This is a genomic window from Marinoscillum sp. (assembly GCF_040222955.1).
In the GTDB taxonomy this organism is placed as follows: domain Bacteria; phylum Bacteroidota; class Bacteroidia; order Cytophagales; family Cyclobacteriaceae; genus Marinoscillum.
The window spans coordinates 261,731-280,131 of record NZ_JAVKCA010000021.1; the positions used below are offsets into that span (position 1 = coordinate 261,731).

At 45.1% G+C, this 18,401-nt stretch carries 18 protein-coding genes and 1 pseudogene; 10 read left to right on the forward strand and 9 right to left on the reverse strand.

Annotation, left to right across the window (positions count from 1 at the left end; genetic code table 11):
- Positions 1-21: 21 nt before the first annotated feature.
- The 3 genes from RIH33_RS18830 to RIH33_RS18840 form a co-directional block, all read right to left on the reverse strand.
- A complete protein-coding gene (locus RIH33_RS18830; protein ID WP_406652889.1) occupies positions 22-1,560 on the reverse strand; it encodes a M16 family metallopeptidase in 1,539 nt (512 codons plus the stop codon).
- 10 nt (positions 1,561-1,570) lie between these two features.
- Positions 1,571-2,950, reverse strand: coding sequence for a M16 family metallopeptidase (locus tag RIH33_RS18835; protein WP_406652890.1), 1,380 nt, complete (start codon positions 2,948-2,950; stop codon positions 1,571-1,573).
- A 145-nt stretch (positions 2,951-3,095) separates the two neighbouring features.
- Positions 3,096-4,001 (reverse strand): DUF6268 family outer membrane beta-barrel protein, encoded by a 906-nt coding sequence (locus tag RIH33_RS18840; protein WP_406652891.1) that lies wholly within the window; start codon positions 3,999-4,001, stop codon positions 3,096-3,098.
- A 366-nt stretch (positions 4,002-4,367) separates the two neighbouring features.
- Between RIH33_RS18840 and RIH33_RS18845 the strand changes: the two genes are divergently transcribed.
- Positions 4,368-4,946, forward strand: a complete 579-nt coding sequence (locus RIH33_RS18845) for a GrpB family protein (RefSeq protein ID WP_406652892.1) — start codon at positions 4,368-4,370, stop codon at positions 4,944-4,946.
- A gap of 6 nt (positions 4,947-4,952) precedes the next feature.
- On the opposite strand, the gene RIH33_RS18850 is transcribed toward RIH33_RS18845, so the two are convergent.
- Complete coding sequence (locus RIH33_RS18850) at positions 4,953-5,678, reverse strand: hypothetical protein (RefSeq protein WP_406652893.1); 726 nt, start codon at positions 5,676-5,678, stop codon at positions 4,953-4,955.
- Between the two features lie 362 nt (positions 5,679-6,040).
- Here RIH33_RS18850 and RIH33_RS18855 point away from each other — a divergent pair, with 362 nt between their 5' ends.
- The 7 genes from RIH33_RS18855 (at position 6,041) to RIH33_RS18885 (ending at position 10,885) form a co-directional block, all read left to right on the forward strand.
- The gene (locus tag RIH33_RS18855) at positions 6,041-6,886 is read left to right on the forward strand and encodes a methylated-DNA--[protein]-cysteine S-methyltransferase (protein ID WP_406652894.1); all 846 of its coding nucleotides are present in this window, start codon (positions 6,041-6,043) and stop codon (positions 6,884-6,886) included.
- The gene (locus tag RIH33_RS18860) at positions 6,883-7,587 is read left to right on the forward strand and encodes a 2OG-Fe(II) oxygenase (RefSeq protein WP_406652896.1); all 705 of its coding nucleotides are present in this window, start codon (positions 6,883-6,885) and stop codon (positions 7,585-7,587) included. Before RIH33_RS18855 ends, RIH33_RS18860 begins: the two co-directional genes overlap by 4 nt.
- Positions 7,587-7,832 carry an Ada metal-binding domain-containing protein gene (locus RIH33_RS18865; protein WP_406652897.1) on the forward strand — a complete coding sequence of 82 codons (246 nt, stop codon included), beginning with the start codon at positions 7,587-7,589 and terminating at the stop codon, positions 7,830-7,832. Before RIH33_RS18860 ends, RIH33_RS18865 begins: the two co-directional genes overlap by 1 nt.
- Positions 7,819-8,430 (forward strand): alpha-ketoglutarate-dependent dioxygenase AlkB family protein, encoded by a 612-nt coding sequence (locus RIH33_RS18870; protein WP_406652899.1) that lies wholly within the window; start codon positions 7,819-7,821, stop codon positions 8,428-8,430. The genes RIH33_RS18865 and RIH33_RS18870 overlap by 14 nt, the downstream gene beginning before the upstream one ends.
- 166 nt (positions 8,431-8,596) lie before the next feature.
- Positions 8,597-8,890: a hypothetical protein gene (locus RIH33_RS18875; protein WP_406652900.1), complete on the forward strand. Its 294-nt coding sequence runs from the start codon at positions 8,597-8,599 to the stop codon at positions 8,888-8,890.
- A 125-nt stretch (positions 8,891-9,015) separates the two neighbouring features.
- On the forward strand, positions 9,016-10,254 hold the full coding sequence (locus tag RIH33_RS18880; RefSeq protein ID WP_406652901.1) for a sterol desaturase family protein: 1,239 nt from the start codon (positions 9,016-9,018) through the stop codon (positions 10,252-10,254).
- 91 nt (positions 10,255-10,345) lie between these two features.
- A complete protein-coding gene (locus RIH33_RS18885; protein ID WP_406658725.1) occupies positions 10,346-10,885 on the forward strand; it encodes a DinB family protein in 540 nt (179 codons plus the stop codon).
- Between the two features lie 345 nt (positions 10,886-11,230).
- Here RIH33_RS18885 and RIH33_RS18890 read toward each other — a convergent pair whose 3' ends face one another.
- From RIH33_RS18890 to RIH33_RS18910, 5 genes and pseudogenes are all read right to left on the reverse strand, one after another.
- Positions 11,231-11,758 carry a hypothetical protein gene (locus RIH33_RS18890; RefSeq protein ID WP_406652904.1) on the reverse strand — a complete coding sequence of 176 codons (528 nt, stop codon included), beginning with the start codon at positions 11,756-11,758 and terminating at the stop codon, positions 11,231-11,233.
- A 258-nt stretch (positions 11,759-12,016) separates the two neighbouring features.
- On the reverse strand, positions 12,017-12,415 hold the full coding sequence (locus RIH33_RS18895; protein ID WP_406652912.1) for a hypothetical protein: 399 nt from the start codon (positions 12,413-12,415) through the stop codon (positions 12,017-12,019).
- A gap of 3 nt (positions 12,416-12,418) precedes the next feature.
- Positions 12,419-12,766, reverse strand: a pseudogene (locus RIH33_RS18900) (FRG domain-containing protein); the annotation flags it as partial.
- 1,018 nt (positions 12,767-13,784) lie between these two features.
- Positions 13,785-14,354, reverse strand: coding sequence for a hypothetical protein (locus RIH33_RS18905; RefSeq protein ID WP_406652906.1), 570 nt, complete (start codon positions 14,352-14,354; stop codon positions 13,785-13,787).
- A gap of 71 nt (positions 14,355-14,425) precedes the next feature.
- Positions 14,426-14,995 carry a Crp/Fnr family transcriptional regulator gene (locus RIH33_RS18910; protein ID WP_406652908.1) on the reverse strand — a complete coding sequence of 190 codons (570 nt, stop codon included), beginning with the start codon at positions 14,993-14,995 and terminating at the stop codon, positions 14,426-14,428.
- 1,353 nt (positions 14,996-16,348) lie between these two features.
- Here RIH33_RS18910 and RIH33_RS18915 point away from each other — a divergent pair.
- Positions 16,349-16,810 carry an Lrp/AsnC ligand binding domain-containing protein gene (locus RIH33_RS18915; RefSeq protein ID WP_159584655.1) on the forward strand — a complete coding sequence of 154 codons (462 nt, stop codon included), beginning with the start codon at positions 16,349-16,351 and terminating at the stop codon, positions 16,808-16,810.
- A 139-nt stretch (positions 16,811-16,949) separates the two neighbouring features.
- Positions 16,950-18,395 (forward strand): Fe-S cluster assembly protein SufB, encoded by a 1,446-nt coding sequence (gene sufB / locus RIH33_RS18920; RefSeq protein WP_406651417.1) that lies wholly within the window; start codon positions 16,950-16,952, stop codon positions 18,393-18,395.
- Positions 18,396-18,401 lie beyond the last annotated feature (6 nt).

An 18,401-nucleotide genomic window follows, 5' to 3' on the forward strand; every position in this document is an offset into this window, starting at 1 on the left:
AACATTTAAGAACAAGCTAAATCAATCCACGAAAAGCGACGCTGGTGCCTCTATAGCAACCTTCTTCACATTCATAGGATAGGCTTCCACTTTTTTGTCGGCTTCAAACACACTCTCAGGAAGACTCTCCCTGATAATGTTTGAATAGGACATTGGAGACGGAGCGTTGGTCATCAGACTCTTTTTGAGTGGCTCTGCCTCATTGGTATCCGTGATCATGGTGATGTACATATTTTCGGTCTGCAGATATTTGGCAGCCGCTGCATTCACCTCCTCCAAAGTCAGGCTGGCTAGTTTGGCATCCATCTCAGCGATGTAGTTCTCCATGCCATAAAACTGCGAATCCATCAGGAAACCCAGCTGACGCTCGGGCGACTGGATGTACAGCTTCATATAGCTTCTGAGAAACTGTCTGGTCAGCTCAAATTCCTCAGAAGTTAGCCCCTCGCTTTTCACACGATCAATTTCATTCAGTGCCATACGCATGGCAAAGTGTGCGTGACCGATTTTGATATCGCCCAGCTCTGGATACTGGCTTTTCAGACTGTAAGCAGTCTGGACAGGTCGAATCCAAATGGCCAAATAATTCTGACTTCTGGGGAAGCCCGTAAGCGGAAGCTGATTGCTACCTCCGGCCTCATACCATTCTATGTAGGTATAGTCACCATAATTCATAGACCTGGTCTCTCTGATCAGCTGATAGAGCTTGGAGTAGGATTTGCGGTGCTCACCCAGGTAAGAATTCACTACCAACATGGCCGGCCAGTCGGCAGAGGCTCTGTTGATGCTGATGGGATAGCCCGTGAAAATGGCAGTACCCAGATTGTCGGGCTTGGTCACCAACTGCACCTGAATACCATCAGGCATCGGTACTTCTCCCAACTCGGGAACCTCAGGCTGAGTATCCGGAAGGCTATTGATGTCGGCCTTCAGGGTTTCCAAAAAAGTGGCAGGATAATCTCCGGCAATTCCGATGGTCACATTGTTTCTGGTAAAGAACGCCTTATAATGATTCACCACATCTTCCCTGGTGATATTGGCGAGTCCATTGATGGATCCACGCTTCATGTGGGCATATCTGGTACCAGCAAAAAGTCTGGACTCCAGTGCCATTTTACTAAAATCCTCATCCGAACTGGCTTTGATCACTTCCTTCACGTAAACCTCAGTATTGGACTTCACCCGACTAAAATCACGCTCAGCAAAACTGGGATTCAGCAGCAGGCTCCTAAAAATGGTATAAAATTCATTCAGAAAATCTTTATGAACCTCAAAGGTAAATGTGGTCATCTCCTTGTCAGTGAAAGCCCTGTACTGAGCGGCCATTGGGTACAGCAGGTCATCAATTTCTGATTTGGTGTACTGATCACTACCTGTCTCTGTGAGCACGGCAGCCGTGAGGTTGGTGAGTCCCTCCTTGCCAACAGGGTCACTCATGGATCCGTTTTCAAAGGCAATTTTTACAACAATTTTGGTAGAAGCCATGGGCAGTTCCACCACCTTCTGAGCTACTGTAGTCAAACTCAACAGGCTCAAAAACATATATACTAGATTCTTCATTTTGATCGGGTTAAAGTTTGATGTTCAATTCTTCTGACACCTGCAATTCCTCATCAGGAGAAATGGTAGCCACGGTGAGATGCTCATCTACAAAGTACTTATTGGCTACACGCATGATGTCCTCAGCGGTCACTGCTTCGTAGTTGGCATAGGCCTTATTCACATCTGCAGGATTACCTGTCAGCCAGATGTACCACGACAAGGAATTGGCTATGTCACTGGGGTTATCAATACCCATGGCATAGCTGTACTTGATAAAACTCTTGGTTTGTGTCAGCTGAATGGAATCAACCGGGTTGGTCTTAAGGTCTTGTAGCACCTTGTCGATCTCCGATTTCACATAAGCCATATCCGCCTTGTCCACGAGCATAGCATCTACTGACCATAAACCCGGATCCACGGTGTTCAGGCCTCCGGCCGAAAGCTCCCGTACCTTTTGCTCTTCTACTACCAGTTTCTTATAAATGTCAGACTTCTGTGAAAAGGCCAGACTGCTGATGATGTCCAGGATGGCCATGTCCTTATTTTCTACTGAAAACCCGGGGCCTTTGTAATTCAAATTCAGGATGGGAGGAAAATTGGCTTCCTGCACATGCGCAAACCTGGTTTCGGTCTGCTCGGGCTCCTGCGTGATCTCCTGGGTAAAGGTGCCACGCTGCCACTCACCGAAGTACTTGCGCGCCAGGTCATTCACCTTGTCGCTGGTCACATCTCCTACCACCAGTACCGTGCAGTATTCAGGACGGTAATAGCGATCAAAGAATTCAAGTGAATAATCATACTGATTGGGCATGTCCACCACGTCTTCCCAATACCCAATGGTGGTGTGAGAATAGGTATGAGTAGTAAAAGCTGTGTTATAAGTCTTCTCGTACAACTTCATGTAGGGGCTGGTATAGCTCTTGGTGTATTCACCTTTTACCGCTCCGGCTTCTACTTTAAAGTCCTCCTCTGAGTATTTCAAGTTCATGAATCGGTCCGCTTCCAACTCAAACATTTTGTCGAGCATCTCAGCGTTTCCAGTCATGTGGTAGACGGTGCGGTCCCACCAGGTATTGGCGTTGGCTGCGGCGCCTATGGCTTTCAGGGCTTCACTGTATTCCGCTTTGGAATACTTGTCAGTTCCGCGAAACATCATATGCTCGAAGAAATGAGCAAAACCGGTCTTTCCTTCCTCTACCTCATCGCGGCTGCCTACTCGCACCACAATGAAAAAAGAAGCAAGTCCGGGGCTGTTATATGGCACTGTGACCACATTCAGTCCATTGTCCAGTTGGGTTTGCTGGATGGGATAAGGGAATACTCCCTCCTCCTTTGGGGTGTCAGGCTGTGGGGTACACCCTACAGCCAAAAGCAAGACAGCCATACAGGCCACTAAATAATTTCTCATGGTTAATGGTTTTTTTTTCTAAAATTAACAGAAATAATCGGAGGCAACCCAAGGTCTGTTTTGAATGGCCAAAAAGCACTATGAGCGGGCCGATGGCAGGCATGGGACTTAAAAATTTGTCACCACCTGGAAAATGAACACCTTCTTAATCCAAAGGCAAATTATAAACCAGGCGAACGTCTACAATGGGGCCTGGAGAAAAGTCTACATTTTGCTGCACGCGATCATCTCCAAAACTGGCAATGGTGATGCGAAAGTCCACTTCATCACCTTCCTCAAACTGTCTGTAGCTCCTGCCCAGGGCATAGCCAAAGCGCGCTTCGAGGTGTAGATTTCCAACCATCTGATAGCGCCCATAAACACTCAAATCCACGCTTTTTCGCTCGATATAGTCTCCATCGTACGCCGGATCACCCAGCTGAAATGAGGTAATCAAGCCAAACAGGCTAAGCCCCATGCCAAGCCGAGGAGACGCCTGGTAGTTGAGTTTGCCAAAAACCGGCAGGAGACCATTCAAAGACCATCGCTCAGAAAGCTTCCAATTCACAAAAACCAGCGGCACAAACATGTGCCCGAAAAGCTCCCGATTGTACATGAGTCCATAGCGCATGAGTAACCGCTCGCTGTACTTTTTCTCAAACAAGCCAATGCCGCCAAGTTGAAAATGTCGTTGGTCAATTTCCTGAAAATCAGACATGAATCGGGGTGCCAGCAGTAGCTGAAAACCTGTGGTTTCACTGAGCTTTCGCACCAGACCCGTTTGTAAAATCACACCATGGAGCCTGGTGGGGTCAATCACACCTGTAGCCCCTTCTCCATAGTTCACGACAAACCCCTGATAGGTAAGGTCGCTGTACCAAATAGTGGATTCAGAAAAAACAACGGGTACTTTGAGATTGAGCAGCGCCACATTCTCTGCGGCGTTTACCGGCTGACCAGAGACAGGCTGGCCAAAGCCATGTTTGAAAGAGAGGGTGAATAAATCAATGCTCTGCTGTCCTTTTACAAGGGAGCAGATCGTCCATAGTGCCAAAAATAGCCATCCTTTCACCGGATGAAATTAGTAAAAAGGCACGACTATAAGAACGACCAGGGGTTATATCAGGAAGAAAACACCCCTGGATAATTAGCTGCGCTGATAGGCGAAACTTGAATTAGTGATGAAATTTTGACACCCCAACCTATCTCCTACATAGACAAGATTCCCATCTGCATAGACCTGCCATTGTTTTTCCGAACTACTATATCTCATTTTCAGAGATGTTCCGCTTTTCTTGCCAAATAACTTTCCGAACATATTCTTGCTGTTTAAGCTTCAAACATATGGTCATCCACATTGTCATTTCAGGATACTCGTTGAGTCTATGCATTTTCTGGTTCAGTCAAACTACAACCCAAACACCTGAATTTTCGAATAATGGGAATCATCACCCTTTTGAAACAAATGATCATTCATCTTTCACCCTACTCAGAAGCCTGGCCGACCCGTTTCGAAACGATGAAGCAAACCCTGATGCGGCTTTTTAAGGGGGATACCCAAGCCATTGAACATGTAGGGAGTACCGCTGTCCGCGGACTCATGGCCAAGCCCGTTATCGATATCTTCTTAGCCGTATCCCCCTTTCATTCATTTCCATATTATGAAGAAAAACTCCAGCCAATGGTCTTCAAATATGTTCACACCGGAATGAACGAAAGATACCTTTTTTCAAAATACACTTCAGAAGGTGTGTGGACACACAACCTCCATGTCTTGCCCTGGAATGAGCACTTTATGCTACGCAATGAAATTCTTTTCCGGGATTATCTCCGAAAGGCTCCCGATTTGGTGGTGGAATACAATAACCTCAAAAAACATCTGGCTTCCATACCACTGGCTACTCTGGAAGATTACACCCGTGCGAAAACAGGCTTCATTCAGCAGGTGGTGGATAGGGCCCGTCTCGAACAGGGGCTGCCAAGGCAAAACGTATGGACGATGGAGATCGAAGAATGACGAGTGCTAGGTCCTGGTTCGCCTTCTCAGTTTGGCGATTCGGTCTTCATAATAGGCTTTCAGTTCTTCCAGAAAAGTCATCGGGTCATTGTATGTGGTGAGCACCCGATAGGTCTGTCTGTTTTTGGCCTGTGCCAGTGCTTGGTCCAGGTTGAGCTTTTCCTGCTCCAGGTAATCATAAGCAGAAACCGTAGGTGCTACGGTAGCCGCGGCTGGCGCCATCATAGACACCAGCTCCTGATCACTGAAGATATGCGCATGATAGGCACGAAGCGCCGCCAGATCACCAGATTGATAGATGCTGATCAAACGCGCAGTAACATCCGTGGCCACATCTATTTTCTGGTCATCCATAGAAAACTTATCCGGATGCACATACATCATGGCTTCCCGGTAGATTCGCTTCATCTCCTTTTGGTCAGACTCGCTGCTTATGGTTTTTGAGGTGTTGCGGATACTTTTCAGCCCATCAGGAGGCACGTAGTTTTTACCCTTTCTCTTTTGCGCTTGTCGCTGTTCCTTTTTGGCCAGCTTCTGCTGCTTATACAGCACGGTGAGCTCCTGCTCTTCTATAAGCTCATTGATCAGGTGAGCCCGCAGTTGAGCCTCAAAAGCACTGGTCTTTTGTCTTACCTCTTCCAGTGCCTGCCGGAGCGTGTCGATCTGTCTCTTTAAATGAGAAAGCCGCTCACTGGTTACTTGCCCGGAGACAGACAGCTCAGACTTCTTCATGATTTTTTGACAGGTTCCTTTCGCATTCGGGATCAAATTTAAATGTTTTTGAAATGTCTCCGTGCTGCCACGGCTTGTCGAACCAATTTAATGGAAGGCATTGTCTACACTTCGACGGAGCTCAGTGTGACAATGCCAGGTTCAAAGTGACCATCTACAAGCAGGTGACTATGCCTTTGGAGCCAGCCATGTGAAAATGTCATATTAGCCGAAACTATCATGGAGAGCTGGAAATATCTTGGTGAACCTGCCAACCCTCAGACCATTTTCAGTTTGGTCACTGCGGAAACTCCGCAATTTTCGGGTGTTCCGGCCGGCTCCACTCTCCTACTTTTACCTCATATTTACTCAACCAAAGAAAGATGAACACTCAGGAACACATCAACTTTCGTCGCATAGCCGAAGCGATCGATTACATACAGGCCAACTTCCGGGACCAACCCAATCTGGATGAAGTAGCGGAGCAAGTACACCTTAGTCCTTTTCATTTTCAGCGTCTTTTTACCGAATGGGCCGGAGTAAGTCCCAAGAAATTTTTGCAATACATCAGTATCGCACATGCCCGGGATCTCCTCAAAGATGGTCAGGCCACTCTTTCGGAAGCCACTTATCAAACCGGTCTGTCCGGCACCGGGCGGTTACACGACCTCTTTGTCAACATAGAAGGGATGACCCCCGCTGAGTATAAAAATGGTGGCAAAAACCTGACGATCAACTACAGCTACGCCGACAGCTTATTTGGGAATATCCTGGTGGCCAGCACGCCCAAAGGCATTTGCTATCTGGCCTTTGCCGATGATCCCGCTTTGGCTTTCTCAGAGCTGGAAAGTAAGTTTCCAAACGCCACATACCACCAACGACTGGATTTGATTCAGCAAAATGCGCTTTTCATTTTCACGCATGACTGGACCCGGCTGGATCAAATCAAACTCCACCTGAAAGGCACGGATTTTCAGCTGAAGGTTTGGGAATCTCTGATCAAAATCCCCGCAGGACGGCTCTCCACGTATGGACAGATCGCCAGCGAGATCAACAAACCTACCGCCTCACGAGCCGTAGGCACAGCCATTGGAGACAATCCCGTGGCCTACCTCATCCCCTGTCACCGGGTGATCCAGTCGACGGGCAAGTTTGGGCAGTACCACTGGGGAAGCAGCCGCAAGACAGCCATGATCGGATGGGAAGTGGCGCAAACCACAGCAGGATGAAACAGGACATCCAGCAGCTCAATTGGGCGGACATCACAGAAACCATGCACGTGAAGGGCTACGCTCAGGTGAAGGGACTGCTCTCCACAGACGAGGCTAATGCACTAAAAGCACTGTATCCAGAGTCGGCACTGTACCGCAAAACGGTCGTCATGGAACGCCATCGCTTTGGCCTTGGGGAATATAAGTACTTTAACTATCCACTACCGCACCTCCTTCAGTCGATTCGAAAAACCATGTACCCACATCTGGCACCTATCGCCAACCAATGGATGCAGGCCCTGAATATTCCCATCCGGTATCCGGGCTCATTGGAGGAACTGCACCAGCGCTGCCGGGATCAAAACCAGATGCAGCCCACCGTGCTCATCCTGAACTATGGAACCGGAGGATTCAACACCCTGCATCAGGACCTCTACGGAGAAGTGTACTTTCCCCTCCAACTGGTGCTTTTCCTGAGCGAGCCGGGTGCAGACTATACCGGCGGTGAGTTTGTGCTGACCGAGCAAATCCCAAGGGCTCAGAGTAAGGCACATGTGCTGCGGCCCGCAAAAGGAGACGCATTGATCTTCACCACCAATTTTCGGCCTGTGAAAGGAAGTAAGGACTACTACCGGGCCACGATGAAGCATGGTGTGAGTGAAGTACATTCGGGAAGTCGGTGTACACTGGGAATCATTTTTCATGATGCACAGAGCTAATGGTATTACATACAGAGTTAACAGACGTGGAGCTTCGCCAGGAAATCAGAAGGGGGCAACTGGTCCTCGCGGGGCATCGCCAGTCGAAGACTTATGGAAAACTCAGATGCAGATCCGGCCAACGCATGCACCGGGAAAACCGTATCTTTTTCGAGAGTGAATCGGAAGCACTTGTTCTTGGCTATCGCCCCTGTGGCAGCTGTATGCACGCGGATTTCAAAAAATGGAAACATGGAGTTATTTAATGACCTGACAGACCCTACACACAACCTGCTGCCTCATGACGGCAAGGTCAACTACTATGGGAAGGTGATCCCTGAAGCTGATCATTACCTGCACCAACTGCTGCACCTCATTGAATGGCGCCCGGATGAAGCCGTCATTTTTGGTAAGCACATTACCACCAAAAGGAAGGTGGCCTGGTACGGCGACCGCCCGTTCGATTACACTTACTCCAACACCACCAAACAGGCCCTGCCGTGGACAGAAGACCTCCTGTCACTGAAACAAGTGATCGAAAATGCCACAGGAGAAACCTTCAACTCCTGCCTGCTGAACCTCTACCACAGTGGTGAGGAAGGCATGGCCTGGCACAGCGATGGCGAAAAAGACCTGAAAAGAAATGGGGCCATAGGGTCGGTGAGCCTTGGTGCTGAGCGCAAATTCTCTTTCAAACACAAAACCACCAAACAGCGGGTGGACGTGAGACTGGAGCATGGCAGCCTGCTGGTGATGACTGGCACCACACAGACACACTGGCTACATCGGTTACCACCCACCAAAAAAGTCAACACCCCCAGGGTGAACCTTACCTTCAGAACGATCGTGAACCAATCAAGATAATATTAAAATTACCACCAGAAATTCGGGCAATAAAGATGCTATGCTCAGCTATCAATGAGGTAATTGCAATTAACCTCTCAATTTTATAACTTCTTGACTCATTTTGACTCAAAATTTGAGTGCCATTTAGCTGTAGCCCAACAACCTGCTTAATTGAAGAAACAAAATGAAAACATCGTTGATCACTATCATCATTTTTCTGATATTTTCTCTGAGTACCTGGTACTTCATGCAAAAGATCGGCGTGAACCTTCTTATGCGGTTTCCCAAGGTGGTTGTTTGGGTTCTGGTGATCTCGCTGACGCTCCTGCTCCCGTATACGGTCAGTCTTGTGCTGACCCAATACTACCTGGAACCGGAATCCACTTCGATCCTGCACTCAGGACTCTTCGTCATACTACTGAGTTTTGTATTCACTGTACCTGTGCTTAGAAAAATCCATTATCTCTCAAAAAAGTAGACCTAACATCCCCCGCCAGCCTTGGAGTTGACCTTTATGACCGGCCAGGACTCCTAAAAAAGTTCCACACAAGCGAACAGATTTTTGGTGGATTTTGTTTTGGTCAGACACTACCTAAAACCGCTATGAATGTTTATACCTTCATCACCCCCATTGTACTGGTATTGCTCCTGGCCGAAATCATCTACAGCGTAAGGACCAAAAAGCCTTACTACAACTTTCAGGATACCATCACCAATCTGGCCACCGGCATTGGCAACCAATGTGTCAACCTGGCCGTCGCATTTTTTGTCTTCAAATGGTACGGCTGGCTCTACCAGTTTGCCCCCTGGCAGATTCCCAATACCTGGTACTTCCTGCTGCTCCTCCTCCTGCTACAGGACTTTGTGTTCTACTGGTTTCATCGTACCGGACATACCATCAACGTCTTCTGGGCGGCCCACATGCCCCACCACTCCTCTGAAGAACTCAACCTCTCCGTAGGCATCCGCGCCAGCTTTACGCAGCGCCTCTTTCAGTTTGTCTTTTTCGACTGGATACTCGTCCTCATTGGTTTTTCTCCTGAAGCCGTTTATGCCATGGCGGCCATACACCTGCTGCTGGCCTACTGGCATCATACCCAGGTAATTAAGCGATTGGGGTGGTTCGAAAAATTATTCGTGACCCCCTCCCATCACCGGGTCCATCATGGGGTAAACCCGCAGTACATCGATAAGAACTACTCAGAGTTTCTCATCATCTGGGACAAGCTCTTTGGCACCTTTGAGGAAGAGGATGAAGAGATCTGCTATGGGGTGACGCACCCGCCAAGGACGTGGGATCCTATTTTTGTCAACTTTCAGTACTGGAAGCAGCTCTGGGACGATGCTGTGGCCGCTCCCTACTGGTGGGATAAGATCAGGCTGTGGTTTATGCCGCTGGGCTGGCGACCCAGAGGACTGGAAACAGAAAAAAAAGACCGGATAGGCTACACCAAAGCCGAACAGGTGAAGTACCGCAGTGCTCAATACAAAAACCTGAAACCTTACCTGATCGCGCATGTGGCCATCACATTGGCATACCTCATGGTGGTCATCAATTTGTCTTCACCCCTTTCAGCCCTCGATCGGCTCATCCTGTCCGGCGGTGTTTTCATGGCCATCATCAGCTGGGGTGGACTGCTGCAGGCCCGCACGTGGTCCATACCTTTAGAGGTGTTCCGAACTGCCTTTATGGCCATAGCCCTCATCCTGGTGCTGAATCAGAACGGGATCGCTAACTGGACCAGCTGGGCCACCATTGCCATCCTGGCGGTCACGGGGGTAAGCATCCTTTATTTTTCCTTTAAAATCAAAAAAGGACAACTGGAGCCCGTACCCGGATAAAGGACTTTCATGTATTTGCATAAATCACGCTGAAAAGTGAATCAAAAAGTTTAAATTCAGGATAGACTTTTAACCTTACTTAACTCTATTGATGATGAAAAATCTACTCCTTTTGTCCGCTATGGTGATCTGCACAACGCTGCAGGCCCAGGATCAATTCCAAAATGAAGCTTCCGGCACGCTGTCCTTTTACTCCGACAGGGTAATGCAGCTGGCGGATGCCGTACCCGCTGACCAGTACAGCTGGTCACCCGAAGAAGGTGTTCGCACTTTCGGAGAAGTGCTGGCGCACGTTGTTTCGGCCAATTATTTCTTTGCCATGAAAATGGGCGCTGTGATCCCTGAGACGGTGGATATGATGAACATAGAGAAAAACCTCAAAACCAAAGAGCAACTGACAGCCGGGCTGCAGGACTCCTACAAATTCGTCATTGACATTGTGAAAAGCAGCTCTGAGGCTGACCTGGCTAAGAAGGTAGAGTTCCCCTTTCCCGGAGAGTTCACTTCCATGTCAGCGGCGCTCATTGCGGTGACCCACTCCAGTGAGCACATGGGCCAGTTGATCGCCTACTGCCGCAGCAATGGCATCACCCCGCCGTGGAGCGTCAGTGACGATGGTGGTCAGGACTGAAAAACTTCAAAGGGGCTTAGCCCCTTTTTTTATGCTTTTTTACTACGGTCAGCCGGTTTTATCGTTAATGTTGCTGAGTAGTTGTTCTCTTCCATCTGCGTTCTGATAATTACCCATAACCCCACTGTATGAATCGTGTGCTCTCACTTAGTGGACAGCACTAAATTAGTGAAGTCTGCCGGTGCATCCAAAGTTTGTAGATGGCAGTGCGTTCTGAAGTTAAAAAATCCCGCAATCTGGAGTTTCCAAATAGCGCAAATCTATCTCGGTTGAAGACGAAACGGTCGAGTTCTGATGCAGTTTGTAGAAAGCACACAAGCACATGCCTCATACATATTAGCCAGTTTATTCATCCAGTTCCAGGTTGCTAACCAGCTTCAGGTAATGTTTGTCAGTTCCTCCCCAAGTGCTGATAATAAAAGTTGAATCCGAGTTCGAGATCGTTAGAATAACGCCTGAATGTCCCGTAAATGGTTCATTGAATTTTGATTTAACCATGTCGGTTGAGAAGTTCAGTATTGATTGTTTCCTCTGTTCGTCAATTACCACTTTTGTCGTTCGAACTAATTCTTTCAATGGTCTTGCATAATATCCATACTTGCTATATTCGGTTATCATGCTATCGCAGTTCACACTATATTCCTGATAAGTTAGTTCGTATGATGTTTTGCCATCGTTCCTTGAAATAACCATTGTTTCTTCATGACCACCCCATTCGCCACATTCGTCAGATTGGTAATAAATATTCAGTAAAGGTTCATTGGAGTTAGACAACAACTCATTCTCAAAAAAATCAACTTTCGATTTTTGTTGCTCGTTCGTATGTTGGCAAGAAAAAATAAAAGCTGCTAATATGATATTGATGAATTTCAAGATTACGGTTATCTCTTATTGGCTATGACGCCCATGTATGAGGCGTGTGCTCTCATTTTATGGATAGCACTAAAGTAGTGAAGTCTGTCGGTGCTTCCAAAGTTGTGAAAAGCACAGCGTTCTGAAGTGAAAAAATCCCGCAGACTAAAGTTTCCAAATACCACAAAACTTTCTCGGCGGCAGACTTCACGGTCAAGTCCAGATACAGCATGTAGAAAGCACGCAAGCACATGCCCTATACATATTGTTGTGGGTAGTTTATTCAAGGTTTTTCCATTTGATTTTTCTACAATCACCTGTTAAATCTGGAAAAACGCTGCTGTGGTTAATGCCCTTGTTGTCGAGTTCGTTAAGTATTTCTGTTCTTGAAGAGTTTGGAAAGACCATCTTGATCAAGTGATATTCAAATTCTTCCATCTGATTCATTGTGTTATATTCGTTGAATTTAGGAAGCCCATCACCCCCTCGATTTCCAAATAATCTCATGTTCTGAATGGAAAACCATGCTTTCTGAGCAATAATTCTAGGGTCTTTTTTAGGAGGTTCAAATACTTTTACAAACCGTCCATGAAATAGTTTATCTCTATTGAAATCAACTAAGTTCATCTCGTCAACCACCAATCGCCAAACTGCACGATCGTTCAGGTTGGATTTCATTCGTTCAAATGAGAACCATAGTGCAATCAATGGGTCGGAAGTCCAATCTATCAATCGAGTTGGCAATCCTTAGTGTTGACCTATCGCCAATATTTCCCAGTCTGTTCGTTCAGTTGTGCTAGGTTCACGGGATGCTAATGAATTTTTAAAGTCCGAAAAGATGTTACTCTCAATCTCATAGAAATCATCTACCTTCTTGTGATCATTTACAAGTCGGTAGAGGTTAGAGTCTAAATTCCAGGAGCTTTCTTCTTGTCCTCTGTAGAGTCGGATTTTATGATCGTTGGAATGTTGATCCGTGTAATTCAGATACTGCTGAATCGATGAGAAATTTATTTGCTTGATCTTCATTTCCGAGCGGCCAATTACCCACAACAACCGAATATCAACCCCAATGGCTCTTACTCGCTTGTAACGCTATCAAATGTAGTAGTTTTTAAATCCTGAACAAACCATTGTTGGCTATAGAGATGCCCTCAAGCCGGGTAGGCTGTTACTTTTCCTTGATGAAAAGTAACCAAAAATCATGACAGAATTATCACTTCCGACCCTATCCGATCATGATCGGGGCCATCGCACGCCCGGAATTCTGTCGGGCCATCCCTCCTTTGCGCAGAGGTTTCAGGTTCATACCTGTCGAGCGTTCGGGTTGAAAGAAAGCCTCTACAAGGAAGGTGCGTGACCCGCCAGCCTTGTCTTGCTCGCTGGAGACAACTCCAGCAAGAGCAAAATCTAATCAGATTACATTCTAATTAGACAAGAACTGCTGCAAACCGTAAAAATTATAAGTACCCAAAGATGTTTTTTCACTTTGCATTATTGACGCCACTGCATGAATCATGCGCTTTGATGAAGATAATGTTTCGGATTGAAAATAGCCAAATCGCAGATTTGGCGGAGCTGATTAAATGCTCTAAAAGTTCCGAAAACCACAGAGCCACTTATGTTTTTTATACATTGTTAGGCGTATTTACTTTATAATCAGATCAGTTTGTCAGGGCTAAAATTAAGGAAAGCATTGTCAAAATAATTGTGATTGGTGCAAATAGCCTTTGCTCTAATGCATTCTTTGAAATTACATTTCCCAATGTGTTGAATAAAAACAAAGTGGTCATAGTCCAAAACAAAAATGTCATTACTTGTTTCGGTATGTCTATTGTCAAAACTTGTGATTGCACTAATATGACAAATAGAAAAATTAGGTTTATTAAAATGGATACCGCTTCAAAACGGTACATTTCAGTGTCTGTTTTTAATCGTCCGCCCCAAATTATGCGGTAAGGAATGATTTTTAGCAAAATACAAATGTGTAGAACTAAAAGAAGGTTTAGAATAACTAAAAGTCCGTATTGAGCAAAATTTACCATATTTAATACCAGTTGAATCCAACTATAAACATATTTGAAACACCTTCCCTATGCCCGCTGTTTGGGAGATTCGATTTTCCAAGAAATATTCTATACTGTAAGTCTAACGCAAAACGACCCTTGTGCCAAACCTCATATCCTGTTGCAAAGATAAAAGCAGGAACACCTGTGTGGAAAACTGCCGTTTTTGGGTCTTTTACATCATAAAATGCTGGTGCATCAAAAGTCAAACCTGTACCACCTAAAACCCACCAATTATCTTTAATCCAATATTGCCCTGCGACCATTACCGCTTCAAAGCCTCTGTCTTTTCCATCATACTTGTAATTTGCACCTGGTAATAAGGCAAGTAAGGCAAGTCTTTCATTTAGCATATACCCAACTTTTATGTTTGGCAATGTTGTGGAAAAGGAGGTTTGGGTGGTGTCATTGGTGTTCAGCGTTAACGCACCTGCCCCAAGCCCAAACCCAATAACAAAACCTTTTCGTAGAACAGGTTGCTTGTCTAAATTTGTTTGTGCAAATACATAGTTTGACATAATTGTCAAACTAAGAATTAGAATTTTTCGCATCTTCTCTTTTTTTTATTAAGATGCAAAAGTCAATATTGCCTCATTGAAAGTCGTTACCAAATGGTAAAAAATCAATTCGTAGTATTTCTAATTCTGCTTAAACTTTGTGGCGTAATACCAAGATATGAAGCAATGTGTTTTTGAGCAACTCGTTGATGAATATTAGGAAATTTTGCTTGTAAAATTCTATAACGTTTCTCCGCTGTTTTCGTCAAGAGTTCAATTTGTTGTTGCTGTTTTTCTACAAATGAGGCTTCTGCTGTCATTTGCATAATCACTTGTCCTACTGATTTACGACTTAAATTATGAAAATTGTTACTTGAAATTCTTATCATTTCAGATTTTTCAAGGGCTACAACCTCTAATTCCGTTGGTTGCTTTGTTAGCAATGACATATAATCACAACAAGCACTATTTTCAAATGCAAAATCAAGACAAACGAAATTATTTTCTTTCCACAAAAATATTCCTGCACTACCTTTTATTATGAAGTAAAAATATTTTTCAGTAGTCCCTTGTGGTTTAATTATTTGACCTTTTTTAAATATGATAGGTTCGCAAAATTCAGCAAATTCTTTCCACGCTTCAATTGGTGCTATAAAGTATTTGTCAAACGATTTTTTTAAAGTTTCTGCAAGCATTTTTTTCTGTCAAATATTTCTGCTGTTGATGTTAATACAGTCAAATCTAGCAGTTTTTAAATCCTGAACAACCCATTTTTGGCTATACGATGGCACCTACCACAACGACACATAAAGGGTATAGAAAGAGAAAATCATGGGGCACATAGTCCGGGACGCGTAGTCCGGGACGCGTAGCCCGGGGCGCGTAGCCTGGCATCCTGCCACGGCCACATACGAATGGGTATAAAAAGAAAAAAGTTGCGGGGCGCGTAGCCTGGCACCCTGCCACGACCAGGACTGGCCGTCCGCATTCAAATAAACAACGTTGCACGAAGTGAACGCTGCGAACACTGAAAGAAGTAAATACAATTAAAGGGAATTCTCCGTAAGGATACTGGGGATGTATAAAAGCTTGGCGAAAAATATTGGGTATAAAAAGAAAAAGGTCGTGGCACCCCTACCACGACCAGATTCAAATAAACAACATTAACCCAAAAATGGCTGTAGGAGAAGGATTCGAACCTCCACAGAGCGGTTAGCTCCGACTATTCACGATAACTTACCTAAATAGGTTATCGTGAAAGAAACCGGAATTTATCCCTTATCTCCACCCCCGAGACAGGAGGGCATGTCTGCCAATTTCATCACCCTACAGTGAGTTGCATCGGCGTCTCCGATGCGTTTTGATTTTTCAAAATTAGTACATCCATTGATTTATTAAAATAATTTCAACTCTTTTAGTTAAAATTTACACATCAAATCAAATGAGCACTATAATATTAACAATATGATAATTTAAGTGCGTTTTAAGCGCTAAAATTATGTTTCATCTAATCAAATTTAGATTTTTCCAATTCATTATTTGGCAAAACCCCAATGATATTCTATAAAATTTTAATGAATGATCGTAAAACCAAATTCAGTTGACACCCTAACGGGCAAAAACAGTGGTTTCGGCAGAGGACTTGACCCCAGACCTGAGTTAGAAAAAAATGAAATTGAGAAGAGCAGATGCTAAGACCGGAGCCTAAAACCCATGGGCTTTAAAAAGAAAATGGCCGCGGCACCCCTACCACGACCAAATTCAATAAACAACATTAACCCAAAAATGATGGCTATAGGAGAAGGATTCGAACCTCCACAAGGCCTGTTTTATAATAATCGTTTGACTATTTCTAAAAACACAAGGCTTTGTTCCTTAATAATTATTTCCTACAGTATAAGCTTTGGCATTTCCAAAACCAGTTTGATAGTTCAAAAGTAATAGAACAGATATAATATTAAAAATATTTTAATAAATTTGCTCTATATTTAGATACTGTTTAAAATTGCATATCTATTATTGAATAATTAGAAACGAGCACAGTTACGATGAGCAAGAATTACGAAATTGACAATGTCGACCTCAAAATCCTCAATCTATTGATGGAGGACGCGAAAATACCCTATACTGAGGTAGCTAAAAAGGTCTTTGTTTCAGGTGGCACCGTGCATGTCCGCATGAAGAAACTCGAAGAGATGGGAGTCGTAAAAGGAACCACTCTTCAGATGGATTACTCAAAGCTGGGATATGACGTCACATGCTTCATGGGTATCTACCTGCAAAAATCATCTTTATATGATAGCGTGGTAGAACAACTCAAGGACATTCCTGAAATAGTGAAAGTTCACTACACCACGGGTAATTATAACATCTTCATTAAGATCCACTGCCGGGACACTAAACACCTCAAGGATGTTCTTCACGATAAAATCCAAAAGGTAGATGGTATTGAGCGTACCGAAACGTTCATTTCCCTGGAAGAAAGTCTTAACAGACACCTGTTGTTCTGATAAAGAACAAACATTCCCAAGTGCTGTAGGTCTTTAAGTTCGGTTCTTATTTAGAATAAATATAAATAAGTGTTTACTTTGTAAAACTTCCGAGGCTTTTGGGAGTTAACCAAGTAATACAAGGAATCGAATAATCTTTATGAGTAAAGACGACCAAATCTTAGAAGAATTTACCTCAAGAGAGTATGAGCATGGATGGCATGTGGACTTTGAGGCAGACGAGGCGCCTCTGGGTATCAATGAGGATATTGTAAGATTTATTTCAGCCAAGAAATCAGAGCCGCAGTGGCTCCTGGACTGGAGATTAAAAGCCTATAAGCGGTGGACAGAAATGGAAGAACCGCGATGGCCCAACGTCAAATACCCGGCCATTGGGTACCAGGACATCAAATATTACTCAGCTCCCAAGCAAGATAAGAAAGCCAAAAGCCTGGATGAGATCGACCCTGAGTTGCTCAAAACCTTCGAGCGATTGGGGATTTCCCTCAACGAGCAAAAAAGACTTACCGGCGTAGCGGTAGATGCGGTCATCGACTCTGTATCCGTGGCTACCACCTTTAAAGAAACCCTTTCTGAGCGTGGTATTATATTCTGCTCCTTCAGCGAAGCTGTACAAGAGCATCCCGAGCTCATCAAAAAATATTTGGGATCTGTAGTCCCTGCAGCTGATAATTATTTCGCTGCCCTGAACTCTGCCGTCTTTTCTGACGGATCCTTTTGCTATATCCCACAGGGCGTAAGATGTCCTATGGAACTTTCCACCTACTTCCGGATCAATGCGGCCAATACTGGCCAGTTTGAGCGGACGCTCATCGTGGCAGAAGAAGGCTCCTATGTCTCTTACCTGGAAGGCTGTACGGCCCCTCAGCGCGATGAAAACCAGCTTCATGCAGCTGTAGTAGAAATATACGCTGCCAAAGATGCCGAAGTAAAGTACTCCACCGTACAAAACTGGTACCCTGGTGACAAAAACGGTAAGGGCGGGATTTACAACTTTGTAACCAAACGTGGCATTTGTGCCGGTGACAATTCCAAAATTAGCTGGACCCAGGTGGAAACCGGTTCTGCGGTCACCTGGAAATACCCTTCATGTATCCTAAAAGGAGACAACTCTCAGGGAGAGTTCTATTCCGTGGCAGTCACCAACAATCACCAGCAGGCGGATACGGGCACCAAAATGATCCACATTGGTAAAAACACCAAGTCGAGGATCGTGTCTAAAGGTATCTCTGCCGGTAAATCACAAAATAGCTACCGCGGGCAGGTGCACATCATGAAACGTGCTGAAGGTGCGCGAAATTTCTCACAGTGTGATTCCCTGCTCATGGGTGATCAGTGTGGTGCACACACCTTCCCATACATAGATGTGGAAAACAGCTCAGCTCATGTAGAGCATGAAGCCACCACCTCCAAGATCGGGGAAGACCAGATCTTCTACTGCCAGCAGCGGGGGATTGATGAAGAAAGCGCTGTGGCCCTGATTGTCAATGGGTTTGCCAAAGAAGTAATGAACAAGCTACCCATGGAATTTGCCGTGGAAGCTCAAAAATTGTTGGCCCTCACACTTGAGGGAAGTGTCGGATAAGAAAAT

Coding starts and splice junctions, on each gene's coding strand:
- RIH33_RS18830 (WP_406652889.1), bottom strand. CDS start 1,560: ATGAAGAATCTAGTATATATGTTTTTGAGCCTGTTGAGTTTGACTACA.
- RIH33_RS18835 (WP_406652890.1), bottom strand. CDS start 2,950: ATGAGAAATTATTTAGTGGCCTGTATGGCTGTCTTGCTTTTGGCTGTA.
- RIH33_RS18845 (WP_406652892.1), top strand. CDS start 4,368: ATGGGAATCATCACCCTTTTGAAACAAATGATCATTCATCTTTCACCC.
- RIH33_RS18850 (WP_406652893.1), bottom strand. CDS start 5,678: ATGAAGAAGTCTGAGCTGTCTGTCTCCGGGCAAGTAACCAGTGAGCGG.
- RIH33_RS18855 (WP_406652894.1), top strand. CDS start 6,041: ATGAACACTCAGGAACACATCAACTTTCGTCGCATAGCCGAAGCGATC.
- RIH33_RS18860 (WP_406652896.1), top strand. CDS start 6,883: ATGAAACAGGACATCCAGCAGCTCAATTGGGCGGACATCACAGAAACC.
- RIH33_RS18865 (WP_406652897.1), top strand. CDS start 7,587: ATGGTATTACATACAGAGTTAACAGACGTGGAGCTTCGCCAGGAAATC.
- RIH33_RS18870 (WP_406652899.1), top strand. CDS start 7,819: ATGGAGTTATTTAATGACCTGACAGACCCTACACACAACCTGCTGCCT.
- RIH33_RS18875 (WP_406652900.1), top strand. CDS start 8,597: ATGAAAACATCGTTGATCACTATCATCATTTTTCTGATATTTTCTCTG.
- RIH33_RS18880 (WP_406652901.1), top strand. CDS start 9,016: ATGAATGTTTATACCTTCATCACCCCCATTGTACTGGTATTGCTCCTG.
- RIH33_RS18885 (WP_406658725.1), top strand. CDS start 10,346: ATGATGAAAAATCTACTCCTTTTGTCCGCTATGGTGATCTGCACAACG.
- RIH33_RS18895 (WP_406652912.1), bottom strand. CDS start 12,415: ATGAAATCCAACCTGAACGATCGTGCAGTTTGGCGATTGGTGGTTGAC.
- RIH33_RS18905 (WP_406652906.1), bottom strand. CDS start 14,354: ATGCGAAAAATTCTAATTCTTAGTTTGACAATTATGTCAAACTATGTA.
- RIH33_RS18910 (WP_406652908.1), bottom strand. CDS start 14,995: ATGCTTGCAGAAACTTTAAAAAAATCGTTTGACAAATACTTTATAGCA.
- RIH33_RS18915 (WP_159584655.1), top strand. CDS start 16,349: ATGAGCAAGAATTACGAAATTGACAATGTCGACCTCAAAATCCTCAAT.
- sufB (WP_406651417.1), top strand. CDS start 16,950: ATGAGTAAAGACGACCAAATCTTAGAAGAATTTACCTCAAGAGAGTAT.